16 protein-coding genes are annotated in these 18,961 nt (G+C 69.3%); 4 read left to right on the plus strand and 12 right to left on the minus strand.

Annotation, left to right across the window (positions count from 1 at the left end; translation table 11 throughout):
* Positions 1–30 precede the first annotated feature (30 nt).
* Genes P3102_RS16660 through P3102_RS16675 form a run of 4 tightly spaced genes read right to left on the minus strand, consistent with a single transcriptional unit; the run spans position 31 to position 5,226 of the window.
* Positions 31–951, minus strand: a complete 921-nt coding sequence (locus P3102_RS16660; protein ID WP_276370344.1) for an ABC transporter permease — start codon at positions 949–951, stop codon at positions 31–33.
* Positions 948–1,892, minus strand: coding sequence for an ABC transporter permease (locus tag P3102_RS16665; protein WP_276370346.1), 945 nt, complete (start codon positions 1,890–1,892; stop codon positions 948–950). The genes P3102_RS16660 and P3102_RS16665 overlap by 4 nt, the downstream gene beginning before the upstream one ends.
* Positions 1,889–3,469 (minus strand): ABC transporter substrate-binding protein, encoded by a 1,581-nt coding sequence (locus P3102_RS16670; protein WP_276370347.1) that lies wholly within the window; start codon positions 3,467–3,469, stop codon positions 1,889–1,891. The genes P3102_RS16665 and P3102_RS16670 overlap by 4 nt, the downstream gene beginning before the upstream one ends.
* Positions 3,466–5,226 (minus strand): ABC transporter ATP-binding protein, encoded by a 1,761-nt coding sequence (locus P3102_RS16675; RefSeq protein ID WP_276370349.1) that lies wholly within the window; start codon positions 5,224–5,226, stop codon positions 3,466–3,468. The genes P3102_RS16670 and P3102_RS16675 overlap by 4 nt, the downstream gene beginning before the upstream one ends.
* A 234-nt stretch (positions 5,227–5,460) precedes the next feature.
* On the opposite strand from P3102_RS16675, the gene P3102_RS16680 reads away from it, so the two are divergent.
* Positions 5,461–6,447, plus strand: a complete 987-nt coding sequence (locus tag P3102_RS16680; RefSeq protein WP_276370350.1) for a methyltransferase dimerization domain-containing protein — start codon at positions 5,461–5,463, stop codon at positions 6,445–6,447.
* Entirely contained in the window at positions 6,444–7,379 is a 936-nt protein-coding gene (locus P3102_RS16685; protein ID WP_276370352.1) for an alpha/beta hydrolase, read from the plus strand. Before P3102_RS16680 ends, P3102_RS16685 begins: the two co-directional genes overlap by 4 nt.
* 91 nt (positions 7,380–7,470) lie before the next feature.
* On the opposite strand, the gene P3102_RS16690 is transcribed toward P3102_RS16685, so the two are convergent.
* From P3102_RS16690 to P3102_RS16705, 4 genes are read right to left on the minus strand one after another with little or no spacing between them, the layout of a single operon-like run.
* Complete coding sequence (locus P3102_RS16690) at positions 7,471–8,058, minus strand: TetR/AcrR family transcriptional regulator (RefSeq protein WP_276370353.1); 588 nt, start codon at positions 8,056–8,058, stop codon at positions 7,471–7,473.
* Between the two features lie 41 nt (positions 8,059–8,099).
* On the minus strand, positions 8,100–9,734 hold the full coding sequence (locus P3102_RS16695; RefSeq protein ID WP_276370355.1) for an amidohydrolase: 1,635 nt from the start codon (positions 9,732–9,734) through the stop codon (positions 8,100–8,102).
* 3 nt (positions 9,735–9,737) lie between these two features.
* Positions 9,738–10,529 (minus strand): molybdenum cofactor biosynthesis F family protein, encoded by a 792-nt coding sequence (locus P3102_RS16700; RefSeq protein ID WP_276370356.1) that lies wholly within the window; start codon positions 10,527–10,529, stop codon positions 9,738–9,740.
* 60 nt (positions 10,530–10,589) lie between these two features.
* The gene (locus P3102_RS16705; RefSeq protein WP_276370358.1) at positions 10,590–12,506 is read right to left on the minus strand and encodes a primary-amine oxidase; all 1,917 of its coding nucleotides are present in this window, start codon (positions 12,504–12,506) and stop codon (positions 10,590–10,592) included.
* 114 nt (positions 12,507–12,620) lie between these two features.
* Here P3102_RS16705 and P3102_RS16710 point away from each other — a divergent pair, with 114 nt between their 5' ends.
* Positions 12,621–13,340: an SDR family oxidoreductase gene (locus P3102_RS16710; RefSeq protein WP_276370359.1), complete on the plus strand. Its 720-nt coding sequence runs from the start codon at positions 12,621–12,623 to the stop codon at positions 13,338–13,340.
* A gap of 14 nt (positions 13,341–13,354) precedes the next feature.
* On the plus strand, positions 13,355–14,155 hold the full coding sequence (locus tag P3102_RS16715) for an SDR family oxidoreductase (RefSeq protein ID WP_276370361.1): 801 nt from the start codon (positions 13,355–13,357) through the stop codon (positions 14,153–14,155).
* A gap of 155 nt (positions 14,156–14,310) precedes the next feature.
* On the opposite strand, the gene P3102_RS16720 is transcribed toward P3102_RS16715, so the two are convergent.
* The 4 genes from P3102_RS16720 to P3102_RS16735 all read right to left on the minus strand — a co-directional run bounded on the left by P3102_RS16720 (position 14,311) and on the right by P3102_RS16735 (position 18,852).
* Entirely contained in the window at positions 14,311–15,507 is a 1,197-nt protein-coding gene (locus tag P3102_RS16720; RefSeq protein WP_276370363.1) for an IS30 family transposase, read from the minus strand.
* A gap of 102 nt (positions 15,508–15,609) precedes the next feature.
* Entirely contained in the window at positions 15,610–16,305 is a 696-nt protein-coding gene (locus tag P3102_RS16725) for an ATP-binding cassette domain-containing protein (RefSeq protein WP_276370365.1), read from the minus strand.
* Positions 16,302–18,005 (minus strand): ATP-binding cassette domain-containing protein, encoded by a 1,704-nt coding sequence (locus P3102_RS16730; protein ID WP_276370367.1) that lies wholly within the window; start codon positions 18,003–18,005, stop codon positions 16,302–16,304. Before P3102_RS16730 ends, P3102_RS16725 begins: the two co-directional genes overlap by 4 nt.
* Entirely contained in the window at positions 17,992–18,852 is an 861-nt protein-coding gene (locus P3102_RS16735) for a branched-chain amino acid ABC transporter permease (RefSeq protein ID WP_276370369.1), read from the minus strand. The genes P3102_RS16730 and P3102_RS16735 overlap by 14 nt, the downstream gene beginning before the upstream one ends.
* Positions 18,853–18,961: the final 109 nt, after the last annotated feature.

An 18,961-nucleotide genomic window follows, 5' to 3' on the forward strand; every position in this document is an offset into this window, starting at 1 on the left:
GGAAGTAGTGGCAGACAACGGAATCCTTTCTCAGCTGCCGGAGGGGCGGCGGGTGCGCAGGCGCTGCATCTCGCTCAGCGTCCGCGCGCGGGCGTCGACGGCGATCCGCAGCGACGAGCCGATGAGGTTCAGCAGGAACACGCACACCATGATCATGACGCCGGGCGCGATCACCAGCCAGGGCGCCTGCACCAGGTACGACCGGCCTTCGGCGATCATGTTCCCCCAGGTCGGGGTCGGGGGCGCGATACCGAGGCCGAGGAAGCTCATCGCCCCGTCCACCAGCATCGCCGCCGCGGACAGGATCACCACCTGCACCAGCGCCAGCGGCAGCACGTTCGGGAAGACGTGCACGAGGAGGATCTTCCCCTTGCTCATCCCCGAGACCCGCGCGGCGCCGATGTAGGCGCGGCCGGCGATGCCGAGCACCCGGCTGCGGATGACGCGTGCGGTGAACGGCGTGAAGATCACCGTCAGCGCGATGAGCTCGGTCCAGATGCTCGCGCCGAGCGAGATCGCCAGCGCCATCGCGAGGATGATCGCCGGGAACGACATCCAGGCGTCCATCACCCGCATCAGCACCGCGTCGACGGCGCGGAAGAAGCCGCTGATCAGGCCGATCACCAGGCCGGTGAAGGCCGCGCACAGGGTGATCAGCGCGGACAGCCCGAGCGACGCCCGGCCGCCGGAGACCAGCCGGGAGAGCACGTCACGGCCGAACGAGTCGGTCCCGAGCGGATGTGCGGCCGACGGCGGCAGGAGCCGGTTGACCGGGTCGGTCGCGCTGACGCTCGGCAGGAAGAACGGCAGCACGACCACCATCAGGACGATCACCGCCAGCAACGCGGTGGTGATCACCAGCATCCGGTTGCGCCGGAACATCCTGGCCGCCCGGCCGGACGGCGGCGTTTCGCGTACCGGCGACGTCTTTTCCACCAGTGCCACGCTCACGAGACACGCACCTTCGGGTCGAGCAGCGCGTACGACAGGTCCACCAGCAGGTTGACCAGCACGAACAGCACCGCGACGAACAACGTCACCCCCTGGATCAGCGGGAAGTCGCGAGTGGACACCGCGCCCATCAGCAGATGGCCCAGCCCCGGCACGACGAAGATGGACTCGATGATCACGATCCCGCCGACCAGCATGGCGAAGTTGCTGCCCAGCTGGGTGATCAGCGGCATCAGGGCATTCGGCAGGACATGCTTGGTCATCACCTGCCGCTCCGACAATCCCTTGACTCGCGCGGTACGCAGATACGCCAGCGGCAGTTCACCGAGCAGGCTTTCGCGCAGGGTGAGCACGAACAACGCCGTCTGCCCGATGACCAGCACGGTCAGCGGCAGCACCAGCGCGGGCACCGCCGTCGCGGGATCGGTGAACAGGTTCTCGTAACCGCTGGAGGGGAACCAGCGCAGCGTCACCGAAAACACCAGCACGAGCATCAGCGAGATCCAGAAGTCCGGCATCGCCATGCCGAGCGCGGACAACCGGTCCAGCGCCCGCGCCACCGGGTTGCGCGGTGACACCGCCTGCCACGAGGTGATCGCGACCGAGAGGAAGAAGCTGATGACCGTGGACAGCACGGCCAGGGTCAGCGTCGGCAGGATGTGGTCGGCGACGACGCCGAGCACGGGCGCGTGATAGGTGATCGAGGTCCCGAAGTCACCGTGCAGCACGTTCCCGGCCCAGCTGAGGTACTGCTCCCACAGCGGCCCGTTCAGCCCCATGCTCTCCCGTAGGGCATCGACGTCGGAGGGTCGCGCGGTCGGGCCGAGGATGGCCTGCGCCGGGTCGCCGGGGATCAGCCGGATGACGAAGAACATCATCGTCCCGACGATCGCCAGGATGATCACCAGATCGCGCAGCCTGCGCAGCAGCAGACCGGTCATGACGCCAGCCAGGTGTTCCAGAAGACGCGGTAGAAGTCGCCGTAGCCCTTGAGCTTGGGGGAGTAGGCTGCGTAGAGCTTCGACTGGCTCAGGGTGATCACCGACAGCTGCTTCCAGGTGAACGCCTGCAGCTTGTCCACCACCGCCTTCGCCTGCTCAGGTGTCGTCGAGGCGTTGAATTCGGCCATGAGCCCGTCCAGCTCGGGCGAGGACGAACCGTTCAGCGTGCCGAGGGTGAGCGCGGGCATCTGGGCAGGCGAGGTCAGCGCCGAGTCGAAGAACAGCGTGGTGATGTCCCAGCCGCCCGGTTCCTTGGTCAGCGTGCCGAGCATGGTGGCGAAGTCGAAGGTGTCGATCTTGGTGTTGATGCCGATCTTCGACAGGCTGTCCTGGATCAGCACCGCCCACTTGCCGAACTCCGGGTACGAGTTCGTGGTGACGATGCGGATCGTGGCACCGGCCGTGATCCCGACCTCGGCCAGCAGTTGCTTGGCCTTCTCCGGGTCGTGCCGCTTGTAGACCTCTTCGCCCGCGGTCGAATAGAACTGCTTGTTGTCCGGTGAGGCGAACGCGCCGGTCTCGATGGTGAGGTCCTTGCTGCCGCCGGTCGCCGCGTTGATCGCCGGCTTGTCCAGCAAAAGGTTCAGCGCCTCGCGGGCGCGGGGGTCGGCGAACTTCGAACCGGTGTTGAAGTTCGGGATCACCACGTTGTCGTTGCCGCCGGGCAGGTTGTGCACGACCACGGCCGGGTTGTCGCGCAGCGGCTCGTACTGGTCGTTCGTGGGCATGATGTGGTCCCACTGGCCGGTCTGGAGGCCGTTGATCAGCGCGTCCTGGTCGGAGACCACCTTGTAGGTCACGGTGTCCAGGTACGCGTGCTTGGCGCCCGCCTGCCCGCCCCAGTCCTCTTCGGACCGGGACTTGTAGCCGGAGTACCGCTCCAGCACCAGTTCACGGCCGATGTCCCAGCTCTTGAGCTTGTACGGCCCGGTCCCGATCGCCTTGTCCTGGGCGAAGCCGGTCGGCGCGACACCGGTGAGGTTCTTCGCCTCGTAGATCTCCGTGCCCGCGCCGGCGAGTTCGTTGATCAGCGGATACCGTGGCTGCTTGAGCTTGATGGTCACCGTCGCCGGGTCGGCGGGCGTGATCGCCTCGATGTCCGGCGTGACCAGTTGTCCGGTGCGGTGCACCTGCTGCCATCGTTTGAGGCTCGCCACGACGTCCTCGGACGTCAGCGGGCTGCCGTCGTGGAAGGTGACGCCCTGGCGCAGCTTGAAGGTGTACGTGAGCCTGTCCGGGCTGGTGGTGTAGTCCTCGACCAGCATGGGCCGGGTGGTGAACCCGCGGTCCACCTCGAACAGCTTCTCGTACATCATGTTGCCGATGTGCGCGGTCACCTGACCGGGGTTCGCGACCATGTCGAGGGACTGCGGGTCGGTGGGCACGGCGACGTCGAGGTTGCCCCCGCGGACCGGGGGACCATCGGCGGCCCCGCCGCCCGCCTGGCTCCCCATGCACGAGCTGATCAGCAGGACGGTCGCCAGGCCCAACGCGGCCTTGGTCAAGGTTCGTCTCATGGGTTCCGCACTCCAGTGTGGGGGTGGGCGGGCAGTTCGGGATTCGCCGCGAGGAGACGGCGGGTGTACTCGTGCCGGGCGCGAAGCCGGATCTCGTCCGGGTCGCCGATCTCGATCAGTTCGCCCCGGTACATCACGCCGACGCGATCGGCGACCGAGAGCACCAGGCTGAGGTTGTGCGTGATGAACAGGAAGCTGAGCGCGCGGGTGCGCCGCAGTTCCAGCAGCAGGTTCATCACCTGGCCCTGCACCGAGACGTCGAGCGCGGAAGTGGGCTCGTCGGCGACGATGAGGTCGGGTTCGGCGGCGATCGCGCGGGCGATCGAAACGCGCTGCCGCTGCCCGCCGGACAGTTGCGAGGGCAGTTTCTTCGCGGTGTCGGACGGGAGGCCGACCTCGTCGATCAGTTCGGTGACGCGGCGGTCCAGTTCGGCGCCGCGGAGGCCGGTGAGTTCCCGCAACGGTTCGGCGATGATCCGGGCGGCGGAGTGCCGGGGATCGAGCGAGCTCTGCGGGTCCTGGAAGATGAGCTGGGCGCGGCGGCGGAACGCGCGCTCGTCGCCGTCGAGGCCGGACGGCGTGCACCGGTGCTCGCCGAAGGTGATGGTGCCTCCGGTGGGTGTCTCCAGCGCGCTCACCAGCCTGCCGAGCGTGGTCTTGCCCGAACCGGATTCCCCGACCAGGCCGAAGAACTCGCCGGGCGCGATCTCCAGCGACACGTCTTTGACCGCGTGCACTCCGGGTTCGCGGCTCAGCGAGAAGCGGCCGCGTCGTCCGTACACTTTGGACACCGCGTCGATGACGAGGGCGGTGCCCTCGCCGGCGCCTTCGGTTTTCACGCGGCTCAACGACCTGGTTTCGGTCGCCACCGCCGATTCACCGTTCATCGCGGCTTCGAGCAGCGCTTCGGAGATGGTGGGGAAACCGTCGCGCCTGCTCACGCCGAGCTGGGGGACGCAGTCGAGCAACGCCTTCGTGTAGGGATGTTTCGGCGCGTGCAAAATGTCCTTTGTGGACCCGATCTCGACGAGTTCGCCGCGGTACATCACCGCGATCCGGTCGGCGACCTGCGCGGCCACCCCCATGTCGTGCGTGATGAAGACGCAGGCGGTGCCGTGATCGCGGCGGACACGGTCGAACAGGGTGAGGATCTCCGCCTGCGTGGTCACGTCCAGGGCGGTGGTCGGCTCGTCCGCGATCAGGAGGGCCGGGTCGGCCATCAGTGCCAGCGCGATCATCACCCGCTGCTGCATCCCGCCCGACATCTGGTGCGGGTACAAGGAAAGCACCCGGTCGGTGTCGGTGAGCCCGACCTCCTTCAGCAGGCCGCGTGCTTTCGCCTCGGCCTCACGGTGCAGCGGAGTGCCCTTGCGCGCGGCCTGGCGCGGCAGGGAGCCGGGCTTCCGGTACGCCTCGATCAGCTGCTTGCCGACCCGCTGGCTCGGGTTCAGTGAATCCAGCGCCTCCTGGAAGATCATGCCGATCCGCGGGCCGCGGTAGGCGCGCATCTCGTCGGGCGAAAGCCGTGTGACGTCCACGCCGTCGACGGTGATCGCGCCGCGGGTGAACACCGGTGCGACGAACTCCAGCAACCGGATGACCGACAAGGCCGTCACCGTTTTACCGCTGCCGGATTCGCCGACCACGCAGAGTGTCCGGCCTTGTTCGAGGTCGAACGAGAGTTCGCGGACCAGTTCGCGTTCGGTTTCGTCGGCGATCACGCCGACGGTCAGTTCTCGTAATTCGAGCAGGGTCATGAATCCCCTTTCCCGAGCCCGCCCGAAGCGGACCGCACTGCCGGGGAACGGGCCTCCGGCGGGGGTAGTTCTACGCATGTTGACACTGGGCGGGGGTGCTGTCAATGGGTATATTCTACGAATGTAGGAAGTTGATATCCGGCAGGTTTTTCCTGGTGGTAGGCGAAAACTTGCACTGGATTCTTTTGTCTACACCTGTAGACTCTCGGCGGAAACGAGCTAAGGAGGGCACCCGTGAGCGGGTCGACCAAGACTGCCGGTCCCGAGCGGATCGTGGACATCGCCGTGGGCTACATGGCGGCCAAGCAACTCTTCGCGGCGAGCCGGATCGGCCTGTTCACCGCGCTCGCCGACGGGCCGCTGACGGCCGCGGAACTGGCGGGGAAGACCGGCAAGCCGGAGAAGATCACCCGCATCCTCGGTGACGCCATGTCATCACTCGGCCTGCTGTCCCGTGTGGACGGACGGTACGAGCTCGCCGCCGACGCGGCGGAGTACCTCGGTGGCGGCGACCTCGACCTGGCGCCGTTCCTGACCTTCCTGGACTCGATCAGCTACCCGCATTGGCTGCAATTCGGGCACACGGCCGACAGTGGCGAACCCGGGAAGCTGGAGATGGACGACGCGCGCTGGGGCACCTTCATGTCCGGCGTCATGACGTACAACGCCCTGCACGCCAAGATGCTGGCCGGCGCGTTCGATTTCGGCTCCCATCGCAAGCTGCTGGACCTGGGTGGCCTCTCGAGCGCGTTCGCGGTCGAGGCCATGAAGACCACCGCGGAACTGCACACCACGTTCGTCTTCGCTCCTGGCTTCACCGAGTCGGTCACCACCGCGGTGGCCGACGCGGGCCTGGCGGACCGGGCGACCGTCGTCGGCGCGGAAACACCCACCGCGCGCCCCGAAGGCGAGTTCGACCTGGTGATGGTCAACCACGTCGTCCACCGGTTCGACGCGAAGCAGAACGCGGACATCCTGCGCAACGCCCGCGCCGCGGCGGCGCCGGGGGCGACTTTGCTGCTGCTCGATTTCTTCCTCGACGACGACGCGGTCCAGCGGTCGATCGACGCGCTGCACGCGGGGGAGTACCTGGTGATCGACGGGACGGTCGTCTACCCGGAGGCAGAGGTCCGCGCATGGCTGAGCGGGGCGGGCTGGCGGGTCACCGACCGGCTCGCGCTGCCGGGCAGCCCGCGGGTGCTCGTCGCGGAAGCGGTGTGACCGTGACCCTCGATCCGGCCGTCAAGGAACTGCTCGCCCGCAGCGCCCCCTCGGAGGCGCCGGTCGGGCCGCTGACGGCTCCCGAGTTGCGTGCCGCCTTCGCCGCTTCGTGGCGACGCCCGGATTCCGTCGAAGAGGTCGCCTCGGTCACCGACCACGTCCTGCCCTCCGGCGTGCGCGTGCGGCTCTACCTGCCCGAGTCGGCCGGTCCGGTGCCCGCGTTCGTCTGGATCCACGGCGGCGGGTGGACGATCGGTTCGATCGACGAGAACGAGGTCGCGTCGCGGGCGGTGTGCAACGTGGCCAGGGTCGCCGTCGTCGCGGTGGACTACCGGCTCGCGCCCGAGCATCCGTTCCCGGCGGCCCCGGACGACTGCTACGCCGTCGTCGAATGGCTCGCCTCGGGTGGTGCGGGCCCTGCGGTCGATGCCGGGCGGATCGCGATCGGCGGGGAGAGCGCCGGAGGCAACCTGTCGACGGTGGTCTCGATGATGTCCCGTGACCGGGGCGGCCCGCCGCTGGCCGCGCAGGTGCTGATCTGCCCGGTCTACGGTCATCCGGACGACGGTTTCCGGTCCTATGCGGACTTCGCCGAAGGTTTCGGCATGACCGCCGGGGCGATGCGGTTCTTCTTCGAGCAGTACGTGTCGGATCCGGCTCAGCTGAACGATCCGTATCTGCTGCCGCTGCGGGCCTCCGACCTGACGAGGCTCCCGCCGGCGCTGGTGCTCACGGCCGAGTACGACGTCCTGCGGGACGAGGGGGAAGAGTTCGCGCGGCGGCTGACCGACGCCGGGACACAGGTCGAGCTGACGCGGTATTCGGGCCAGATCCACGGGTTCTACGGCCTCTACACGGATCTTCCGGCTTCGCCGCGCTCGCACCGGCACGTGGCGAGCTTCCTCACCCGGGTCTTCGACCTCCGCAATTAGTCACCTACTTGCGGTATCGGCAGGAACGCCCCTTTCGGGACCGAAAGTGTCCTGAAAGGGGCGTTCACGACATCCAGCGGCGGCCAAGGCGTCAGGGGCGGGTGAGGCGCTCGAAGAACGACTCCAGGTGCTGCCGCTGCAAAGCGATCGTCGAGAACTCCCCGGCGACCAGGCTCATCACGTTCGCCCCGGCGTTGATCAGCACGATCTCGTCGACCAGTTGCTCGTCGGGGGTCTCGGAGACGATGTCGCCGTCCTCCCGGCCCTCGGTGAGATACCGGTGCAGCAGCCCCCGCCACGAGCGGACGTGCTCGAGGTACTTGTCCTGCAGTTTGGGGTTGGTCAGCGAAAGCTGCCAGAAGGTGAGCAGGACGCGCCCCGCGGCGATGCGGTCCTCGTCGATGGGCATCGACGAGACGCACAGCTCGCGGAGCGCGGTGAGGCCACGCAGCTCGTCCAGCTCCACGTACTCGCGCATCATGCCGAGCGCGCGTTCGTAGGTGGCCTGGATGATGTCTTCCTTGCTCGGGAAGTACAGCTTGAGCGCGCCGTTGGCGAAGCCGGCGGCCGCCGCGATCTCACGCATGGTGGCGGCCTCGATCCCGCCCTGGGTGATCAACTCCCAGGTGACGTCGACGATATGGCTACGCCGCTCGTCGTGGTCGATGATCTTCGGCATCGGCAGACCTCCCGCACTGGTTCTTCTACCAGTGTAGGAGATCAGGCACGGTGATACACGCGGTGCCCGGCGAACCACGTTTGTGTCACCTTTGTCTTGACGAGCGCGGCCGCGTCGGTCCGGAACGGATCACGGTCGAGGACGACGAAATCCGCCGACTTCCCGGGGACCAGCGAACCGGTGACGTCGCCCAGCCCCATCGCACGGGCGGCCGCGAGTGTGAAGACCTCGACCGCTTCGGCCAGGGTGATCGCCTGCTCCGGCCACAGCGCTCCGGGGAAGGTGCCGGTCGGGTCCTGCCGGGTGACGAGACCGTGGATGCCCTCCCAAGCGTTCGGGGATTCGCTGACCGGCCAGTCCGAACCGCCCGCGACCAGCGCGCCCTCGTCCAGCAGCGACCGGTTCGGCTGCATCCGCCCCGCCCGGTCGCCGGGCAGCACCTCGGCGATGGCCGCCGGGATGACGCCGGGCACCCACAAGAACGGCGAGATGTCCGCGGCGACGCCGAGCGCGGCGAAGCGAGGAAGGTCGTCGGGGTGGACGAACTGCCCGTGCGCGACCTGGAACCGCGCTTCGGTGAAGCCCTCGGCGCGCAGCTTCTCGACGGCGTCGAGCGTCGCGCGCACCGACGCGTCCCCGGTGCAGTGGACCTTGGCCGAGAGCCCGGCCGCGGCCGCGGTGCGCAGCCAGCCCACGAGTTCTTCGCCCGGCATGGTGGTGGCGCCGTGGTGACAGGCTCCGTGGGCGGCGTCGGGCAGATACGGTTCCAGGAACGCGGCGGTCCTGGTCGGCGGCACACCGTCGAGGAAGATCTTCACGAAGTCCGGCCGGTGATGCTCGCTCCGGTACTGCCCGGCGACCTCCAGCAGCGGTGCCCCGATCGGGTCGAAACCGAAGATCGGGTCGTTGATCAGCAGCGACGACACGACCCACGCGCGCAGTTCACCCGCGTCGTCGAGCGACTTCAGCGCACGCAGGATGTCCGAGGAGACACCGGCGTCCTGAAACGCGGTCACGCCGTAGGAGTGCAGGGTGCCGATGCCGTGCCGTGACGCGGCCACGTGCTGGGCCGCGGTGAGTGTCCGGGTCTCGCTGAGCGCCCGCTCGACGGCGACCCCCGCCGCCTCGAGCAGGACGCCGACGGGCTCGCCGGTGGAAGGATCGCGGACGATCTCCCCGCCCGCCGGGTCGGACGTCGAGGCGGTGATCCCCGCCAGTTCCAGCGCCCGGCTGCTCACCCAGCGGTTGTGCCTGCTGTCGTCCGAGAGCATGACCGGCCGCCCGCCGGCGGCCTCGTCGAGCGCGTGCCGGGCCGAAGACCGTGAAAGGGCGCTGACCAAAGTGGACGCCCAGGCACCCCCGACCACCCACTCGTCCGGCCCGAGCCCGGCGGCCCGCGAGCGGACGGCCGCGAGGATGTCGTCCAGTCCGGCGTCCGGTCCGAAGTTCAGTTCGAACAGGGCGGCGCGACCGGCGAGGGCGTGGTGGTTGTGCACGTCGACCAGGCCGGGCATCACGAAAGCGCCTTCGAGGTCGACGACCTCGGTGTTCGGCCCGCGTTCGATGTCCTCCAGGGCCAGCACCTTGCCGTCCTTGATCGCCAGCGAGGAGGCCCAGGGCCTGCCACCGTCCACTGTGTACACGGTGGCGTTGGTGAAGACGATGTCGGCGGTCAAGGCTCAGCTCCCGGCGGGGTCGTACGCCTCGGGGTGCACGGTGGTGCTCAGCAGCTTGCCGTGCGCGCCGAAGGTGAAGTGGGTGGGAGTGTTCCCGGTGGCGTCCAGTCCGAAAAGGACGCCGTGCGAGCGCAGCCGTTTCGCGTCGCGGTGGTCGGCGACGGTCACCGAAGCGCACGGGATCACTTTCTCCCGCCAGGCGAAGACGTAGATCCCCGGCCGCAGTTCGTAGACCGAGTTCTCGTCGGTGTCCGCGAGCCCCCTCTCCGGACCGGCGAGGCACTGCCACGTGTACCAGTGCGGGCTGAGGTACACGTGCTCGTAGGCGTGCTCGGTGCTGTACACCCACAGCACCCGGCGCCCGACCAGCGACGTGGTCGGGGCGAGCGGCTCCCCGGTCGGTTCGACGCCGCCGATCGTGGCGGCCACGAAGGACTGAGTGACCCGGGGCGAGGTGTCGCCGATCTTGCTCAGCACCAGGAGGGCGCGGCCGCGGCGCAGGTCCAGCAGCAGCGTGAACGCCTCGTCCTGCCGCGCCTGCGGGTGGAACTGGACGTAGTACAGGTCGTCGTCGACCAGGAACGTCTCGCAGCGGTCGGTACCCGTGCCGTGGTAGCTCCATTCGATCCGGGTGCCCGAGAAGGCCGCGGAGAAGGCCGTGCCGTCTTCACAGGCGAGCTCGAAGGCGCGGCCGTGCAGGTCCCCGACCGTGGGGGCCTTGTTCGCGTCGAAACCGGGGGCCAGACCGTCCAGCGGCAGCCAGGTGGAGGTGTCGGACAGGGTCAGTTCGGGCATCGATGAGTCCTAGTGTCTGGTGATGAACCCGCGTCCGCGATCGACGTCGGCAGGGCGGGTTCACGCATTGGTCGCTTTTCGGGGTAGATCTTCGGCTCCGCCGACAGGTTCCTGATGCTCGTGGGCGGAACAGTGCTCGCCGGAGGCGCCGGAAGGCAGGTCGAGGGCCGGGTTGCGGTCCAGGAAGCCGTAGGGACGCAGGGAGAAACCGGAGTAGTCGACCGGCATGACCGGCCAGTCCTCCGGACGCGGGATGTGGGTCGGGCCGAAGACGTGCCACAGCACGAGATCGGTGTCGACGAGGTCGCGGTCGGCGGCGGTCCAGGCGGGCAGGCCCGCTCCGCCCGGATGCGCGTTCGGCCGGTCGCCGGCCGGGAACCGTTCGTCCGCGCGGTACGGCGTCGCCCACAGGTGCCGGGAGGCGAACGTCGCCCGTTGGTGGACGGTCGATTCCGGCTGCGCCATCAGGGTCGCGGACGGCCTCGGCACGAGCTGGTACGCCGTCGGCGAGCCGAGCCGGTTGGTCCGGTCCGCGCTGCGGATCTCCCACACCCGTGCCTTGGCCGGATCCGCGTGCCGCCGCGCCTCCCGTTCGGTGCGCAGCGGGGTCTCCTTCCAGGTGAAGGCGTTCCCGTACGGATTCCGCTCGCCCATCGGCACCCGTTCGACGTCGACCTCGACGAGCGAGTTGCGTTCGCCGTCGATCGCCACGTCCAGCCGCGCGCAGAACAGGTGCTGGTGCACCGGCGCGAACAGGCCGGGCGCGATCTCGTTGGCGTGCGGATGTTCCGTGCCGGGGTGCGCGGCGCCGGCGAAGACGATGCCGGTGGCCTTCGCCTCCAGTTCCACGGTGCCGTCGAGGTAGAGGTACCAGAAGAAGCCGTAATCGTAGTTGCCGATGGTGGAGATCGACGAGATCACCAGCCGCCGTGACCGGCGCACCTCGGCGCGGCCGGCGAGATCCGTGTGCTTCCACAGGATCCCGTAGTCCTCCTCGTGGAGGCAGATCGCGCGCGGGATCTCGACCGGGTGACCGTGGTCGTCGGCGACGAAGGCGGGGAAGTAGTGGATGACGCCGAGGCAGTCGCAGCCCAGCCGCAGGTCGTTGCCGTTCTTGCCGAGCAGGTACTCACCCGCGTCGAAGTAGCTGATCCAGAACCGGCCGGGTGCGGTGTCGCCGTAGGGCACCACCATTTCCGGCACCGAGGCCCGGTGGAGCACCGAGCGGTCCTGGAACGAGATCCCGTGCAGGGTCAGGCCCTCCCTGGCGTTGAAGCCGACCCGGAGCTTCCAGCCCTCCCAGCTGACCTCGTTGCCGTCGATGGTGAAGCTCGGGCCCTCCGGCTGGGTGATTTCGATCGGCTTGAGGGTGGTGCGGGCCGGGACGTCGTCGTAGCGGCCGTGCTCCGGCGGGACGGGCACGTCGCCTTCGTCCTCCACCCGGATGACACGCTGCCCGGTCAGGTCGATGTGCACGATCAGACCTTCGACCGGATGTGCCCAGGGGCTGTCGGATTCGTCGTCGCGCAGGAACGTCAGCGAGCGGATGACCCGGCCGGTCTCGTCGGCCCTGCCGAAGAAGCCGGGCGCCAGGGGAGCGCAGAAGGCGTGCCCGATCCGGTCGCCGAGCCCGCGCCGCTCCATCGCGGCCTGCCACTGCGGCGACGCCTTGGTGATCGACGCGGCGAGGTCGTATTCCTCGAACAGGTACGCGGGCTGGCCTTCGCCGCAGTCCTCGGTGGAGACCACTTCGCGTTTCGCCAGCGAAACGACCACGTCGCGGGCCTGGCCGGTCGCGGTGTCCAGCAGCGTGTACTGGACGCGGCGGTCGGGGGCGGCGTCGCCCTTTTCCGGCTCCACCGGCAGCACGGCCGGGAACCGCGTGGTCTCGGTGAGCAGGCCCTCGCCGTCCAGGATCGCGCGGCCTGCGGTGAGTTCGTCGGCGGTCAACGGGTCGAGCGGATGCGGCCTGGTCATGCTTCGCAGTCTTGCCGGTCCGCCCCCGGCTGAAAAGGCCGCCGTGCGGCTGCGGACAAGAAGGGTGCACTGATGGCCAAGCCCCGGTCGCGGCCCGGACCGGAGGATGGCGCCATGCGACTGGATCTCGCGGGCAAGGCCGTGCTGGTGACCGGCGCGGCGTCCGGTATCGGCCTTGCCTGCGTCGATGCCTTCCTCGCCGAGGGCGCGCGGGTCGGCGCCCTCGACCGGGCACCGGTGCCCACCCTCGCCGACGGCCTCCTGGCGGTCCAGGCCGACGTGACCGACGAGTCGTCGGTGGCCGCCGCCGTCGGTGCCGTCGCCGACCGGTTCGGCGGGCTCGACGTCGTCGTCGGCTGCGCCGGCATCTCCGGCCCGGTGGGGACACCGGTCACCGAAACCTCGGCGGCGGACTTCGCCGCGCTCCTGGCGGTCAACGTCACCGGCCAGTTCCTGCTGGTCAAACACGCCGCGCCGTGGCTCACCGCGTCGGGTGGTTCGGTGGTCCTGCTGGCGAGCGACTCGGCGTTCACCAGCGCGCCCGGCATGGTGCCGTACTGCGCTTCGAAGGGGGCCGTGGTGGCGATGACCAGGGCCCTGGCGGTCGACCTTCCCGGCGTCCGGGTGAACTGTGTCTGTCCCTCGGTGGTCGACACCCCGATGGCGCGCGGCGATCTCGGCGAAGCGCTCGACGATCCCGCGTTCCCGGTGCAGGCTCCGGAGGAAGTCGCCTGGCAGGTGCTCCATCTCGCGTCCGCGCGTTCGCGGACGGTCAACGGCCAGGCCGTGCTCGCCGATTTCGGCGTCTCGGCCCGTTCCGGTTTTCCCGCTTAGAAAGGACTCCGCAAGTGAAGAAGGTTGTCGCGATCACGGGTGGCGGTACCGGTATCGGTGCCGCGGTGGCCCGCCGGTACGCCGACGAGGGTGCCCAGGTGGTGGTGCTCGGACGGCGGCGCGAGCCGCTGGAAAAGGTGGCGGCGGAAACCGGGGCGTACGTCGTCACCTGTGACGCCAGCGAACGCGAAGCCACCGAGAACGCCGTGGCCGAGATCGTCGGCAGGTTCGGCAGGCTGGACGTCGTGGTGGCCAACGCCGGCGGGCACGGCCTGTCTTCGGTGGTCGACACCGGCGACGAGGAGTGGGAACTGGCCCTGCGCTCGAACCTCTCCAGCGCGTTCGTGTTCTGCCGGGCGACGCTGCCGTCGCTGGTCGAAACCGGTGGTCAGGTGGTCATCGTGTCCTCGCTGGCCGGACTGTTCGCCGGGCCGAACGTCGCGGGCTACACCGTCGCCAAGCACGCGCTGATCGGCCTGACGCGCTCGATCGCCCGCGACTACGGGCCGAAGGGCGTCCGCGCGAACGCGGTCTGCCCCGGTTGGGTGCGCACGCCGATGGCGGACGGAGAGATGGACCAGTTCGCCGAGGCCGCGGGCTTCGACGGCGGTCACGCCGAGGGCTACCGGCGGGTCACCGCCGAGGTCCCGCTCCGCCGTCCCGCCGAACCGGAGGAGATCGCCTCCATCGTGCGGTTCCTGGGGTCTTCGGAGTCTTCGTACATCACCGGTGCGGTGATCGTGGCCGACGGCGGCGCCCACGTCGTCGATCTGCCGACGCTGGCCTTCGAACGGGCGGGCATGGGTTCTCATTGAGGGGTGAGGCAACCGTGGCGTACTGAAGCCGGAGGCGGGCGCGAAATCGCCGAAGGGTCTGGCGTGGGCTCAACAACCCACAAGGAGCTTCACGCCTCCTGCACCCGCTATGCCGCCGCCTCACCCCTGCCGAAGTCCGTGAAGGCCTGGCGGATTCACATGGTGGTTGCAACACGCATTGTTTGTTGGTTGGAGAGTAGTGCTTCGAGGGCTTCGGCGGGTGTGTGCCAGTCGAGGGTTTCGCGGGGGCGGCCGTTGAGTTCGGCGGCGACTCGTGCGAGGTCTGCGGCGGTGTGCTGGGACAGGTCGGTGCTTGTGGGGAAGTATTGGCGGAGTAGTCCGTTGGTGTTCTCGTTGGTTCCGCGTTGCCAGGGTGCGTGTGGGTCGCAGAAGTAGATGTCGATCCCGGTGGCCAGGGTGATCTTTTTGTGGTGGGCCATTTCCTTGCCCTGGTCCCAGGTCAAGGATTTCAGCAGCAGCGGCGGCAGCGTCTGGATGGTCTCGGTCATGGCGGCGGCGACGGTGGCGGCGTCGCGTCCGTGGGGCAGGTGCAGCAGCATCACGAACCGGGTCGATCGTTCGACCAGGGTCCCGATCGCGGATTTGTTGTTCTTGCCCAGGATCAGGTCGCCTTCCCAATGCCCGGGGACGGCGCGGTCGGTGACCTCGGCGGGCCGTTCGGAGATGTTGACCATGTCGGGGATCCTGCCCGCGGGCCGGGCCCGGCGGGCCTGGGCCTGCCGGCGGGGCATCCGCAGTGCCCGCCCGGTCCGCAACGCCTGGGTGAGTTCGCGGCGCAGCGCGCCTTTTCCCTGGACATACAGTGCTTGGTAGATCGTTTCGTGGGACACCCGCATCTCCGGCTGGTCGGGGAACTCCAGCACCAGTCTCCGCGCGATCTGACGCGGGGACCATTTACGGTCCAACCTGTCCTGCACCACCTCCCGCAACACGGTGTCCGCGGCCAGCTTCGCGACCTTCGGGCGTTTCGCGCGGTTCTCGGCCGTGTGCTGGGCGCTGACAGCCCGATAGCGGCCGGAGGAACCGGTGTTGCGGGCCAGCTCGCGAGAGACGGTCGAGGCCGGCCGCCCGATCGCCCGCCCGATCGCCCGGGGCCCCTGGCCCGCGGCTTTCAGGCAGGCGATCTCCTCCCGCTCGGCCAGGCTCAACCGGACCGGACCAGGCCGAGCAGGTGCGTTACCGATCACCCCGCCAGCCTGCCGGAACAACCGCACCCCCGTCGTCGGGGACAGCCCCACCGCCCGGGCCGCCGGCTTCGCCGCCACCCCGGCCCGGACCTGATCCCAAAACCCCACCCGCACCGACCGCGGCAACCACCGATAAACCCGCACAACCCCACCCCCCATCAGACGGTGTTGCAACAACCCCATGACTCCGAGCCTCCTTGAGGGACCCAGAGTCCCTCAAGGAGGCCTTCACGGACTTCCGAACGGTCAGGATTCGCCCAGGTAGGCCGAGTGCAGGGTGCCGGGGGAGTCCAGAAGGCCCTGCGCGGAACCCGCATAGGTGACGCGTCCCGAAGACACCACCAGCGCGTCGCTCGCCACCCCGAGGGCCAGATGCGTGAACTGCTCGACGAGCAGGATCGCCGCGCCCTCCTCGGCGAACCGGGTCACCATCGGCAGCAGCCGGGTGAACACCACGGGCGCGAGTCCCAGCGACATCTCGTCGATCAGCAGGAACGACGGCCGCGCGGCGAAGGCACGGGCCAGCACCACCATCTGCTGTTCGCCCCCGCTGAGCAGTGCCGCCGGTGAGTCGCGGCGTTTCTCCAGCTCGGGGAACAGTTCGAAGAGTTCGTCCGCCCGCGCGCGGGTGCGCGCGGTCAGCATCAGGTTCTCCAGCACGGTCAGGCTGCCGAACACCGCGCGGCCCTGCTCGATGTGCGCCAGCCCCCGCCGCGCGCGGGAGACGCGCGACTGCTTCGTGATCTCGTCTGCTCCGATGTGGACGGTGCCTGCCGAGGCGGGCACCACCCCCGAGACGGCCTCCAGCAGACTGGTCTTCCCGGCGCCGTTGGGGCCGACGAGCGCGGTGATCCGGCCCGGTTCCAGGGTCAGGTCGACGCCGGAGATCACCGGCCCGGCGCCGCGGGTGACCGTCAGTCCAGCTATCCGCAACGCGTTCACAACAGCTCCGTTTCACCCATGTACGCCTTGAGCACGGCCGGATCGGCGAGCACTTCGGCCTGCGGGCCGGAGGCCAGGACGCGGCCGAAGTCGAGGACGGTGATCGTCTCGCAGACCGAGCGCACCAGGTCGAGGTCGTGCTCGATGAGCAGCACCGACACCCCGAACCGGGCGGGCACCTGCCGCAGCCGTTCCCCGAACGCGACGTGCTCCTCGTGCGGAAGTCCCGCGGCCGGCTCGTCGAGGAGCAGGACGCGTGGCCTGGCCAGCAGATGTCCGACGACCTCGACCAGCCTGCGCGCGCCGACGTCCACTTGCGACAGTGGAGTGCGGGCGGAGGGGCAGCCGAAGAAGTCCAGTGCCTCGCCGATCTCGCCGTCGGTGGGCCGCCGCCTCGCCAGGAACTTGAGGTACGCCCCGACCGTCAGCCCCGGCGGGACGCGGTCCTGCTGGAACGTCCGGCGCAGGCCGGCGCGGGCCCGGTTCGACGGCGATCCGGTCAGTGGGGCGCCGCCGAGTTCGACCCGGCCCTCGGCGTTCGGGAGGAAGCCACTGATCGCGTCGACCAGCGTCGACTTGCCCGCGCCGTTCGGCCCGATGACGCCGAGCACCCCGTGTTCCGGCACCGCTATGTCCACAGAGGACAGTGCGGCCACGTGCCCGAAGTTCACGCTCAGCCCCCGCACGGTGAGCACCGGTGGGCCGGGCGCCTTGGCCTCGACGTCCGTGGTCTCGGCGGCGAGGTCGAGTTTCGCCGGTTCCCTCTTGGACCGCCGGTACCAGACGTTCCGCACCGTGGTGCCGAGGTTCCCGCCACTGGCCAGCGCCTGGACCCCGAGCACGCCGAACACCACGAAACCCCAGTCCTGCGGGATTCCCCAGCGCTTCAGCAGTTCCGGCACACCGACCCACAGCACCGCGCCGAACACGGCCATGTCGATCAGATGCGCGCCCGACATGATCGCCAGCACGTACAGCGCTAGCGACTGGATCGCGGTGAAACTGGCCGGGAAGGCGAGCCCGACCTGTCCGGTCAGCAGGCCTCCGCTGATCCCGCCGAGGGTGGCGCTCACCGCGAACGCGGTCAGTTTCGACATCCGCACGCTCGTCCCGGCGGCGGCCGTCCCGCGTTCGGAGAACGCCACCGCCTGCCAGGCACTGCCCCAGCGCCCGCGGCGCAGGAAGTAGACGGCCAGGCAGCACAGCACCAGCACGACGATGGCGAGCTGGAAGTAGGACCGGTCGTCGGAGAACGCGTCGGGCCGTTCGACCGAGATCCCGCCGGCGACGCCGGGGAACTGGAGTTGCACCAGCGCGAGGTCGGCCGCGGCGGCGAGCCCCAGGGTGACGACGGCGAGATTGATCCCGCGCAGCCGCAACGCCGGGAGTCCGACGAGCACCCCGACCAGCCCGGCGGCGAGACCGCCGAGCAGCAGCCAAGTGAGGAACCCGCCGGGCGCCTGTGCCTCGTTCAGCGCGGACACCGTCCACGCGCCGACCGCGCCGAAGGTCAGCTGGCACAGGGAGATCATTCCCGCGCTCCCGGTGACCACGCCCAGCCCGAGCAGCGAGATCCCGGCGACCACGGCGCTCATGCCGAGGTACACGAAATACCCGTCGAGCCCGACGCTCAGCCCGTAACCCGCCGCGATCGCCACCAACGCGACGACGAACGGCATTCCTCGTTCAGCGAGCCGCATCCCACACCTCCTTGCGCTGCGACCAGAGCAGCAGCGCGACGATCACTGCGAACGGCAGGAAGTACCGCACCACCGAAAGGCCGTCGACCTGCGCGGCGGCGCCCTGGATCAGACCGAGGCCCAGCCCACCCGCGACGGCGAAGTCGAGACGGCGGAACCCGCCGAGCAGGGCCGCCGCGGCCGCGGGGACCACCAGCATCGCCAGCGAAGTCGCGTCGTTGGACTGCGACGGCGCCACGATCGAGATCACCAGCGTGCTGACCACCCCGGTGACCGCCCAGACCGCGACGCTGAGCCGTTTCGCCGGGATGCCCAGCAGTTCGGCCGTCGTCGGACGTTCCGAAAGCGCCCTGAGCTGGACTCCCGCCGAGGTCCGGCTCAGCACGATCCGGCTGGCCACCGCCACCAGCACCGCCAGCGCGACGGTGACCACGGTGACCTGGCTGATCACCACCCCGCCCACGGTGACCGCCGGTCCGTCGAGAATCGGGTGGAACGGCTGCGGTTTGTTGCCGAACAGGATGAACGACACCGAGATCAGCAGGAGCAGCACCGCCACGGTGACCGCCGAGCGGGTACCGGTGTCCGCCTCGGCGAGCCAGGTGGACACGATCCAGCCGAGCAGCGCGCTGAGCAGCCCGCCGAGCAGGATCCCCGCCACCGTGGCGAGCCACGTCGGCAGTCCCGCGTGGACGGACAGGAACACCGCCACGTAACAGCCGAACATCCCGGTGGCGGACTGGGCGAAGTTCACCACCCGCACCAGGCGCGACATCAGCGTCAGGCAGACCGCCAACACCGCGTACAGTCCGCCGGCGGCCAGGCCGGCCAGCGCTCCCTGCAGCATCATTTCCTCCTGGGTGAGAGGGAGGGGCAAATGGCCGTCCGGTCCAGGTGGTCGTGAGTGGTGATTCGGGTCGGAACCCCGATCACCACTCACGACCCCCGCGACCCGC

This window comes from Amycolatopsis sp. QT-25, assembly GCF_029369745.1.
Lineage (GTDB): Bacteria > Actinomycetota > Actinomycetes > Mycobacteriales > Pseudonocardiaceae > Amycolatopsis.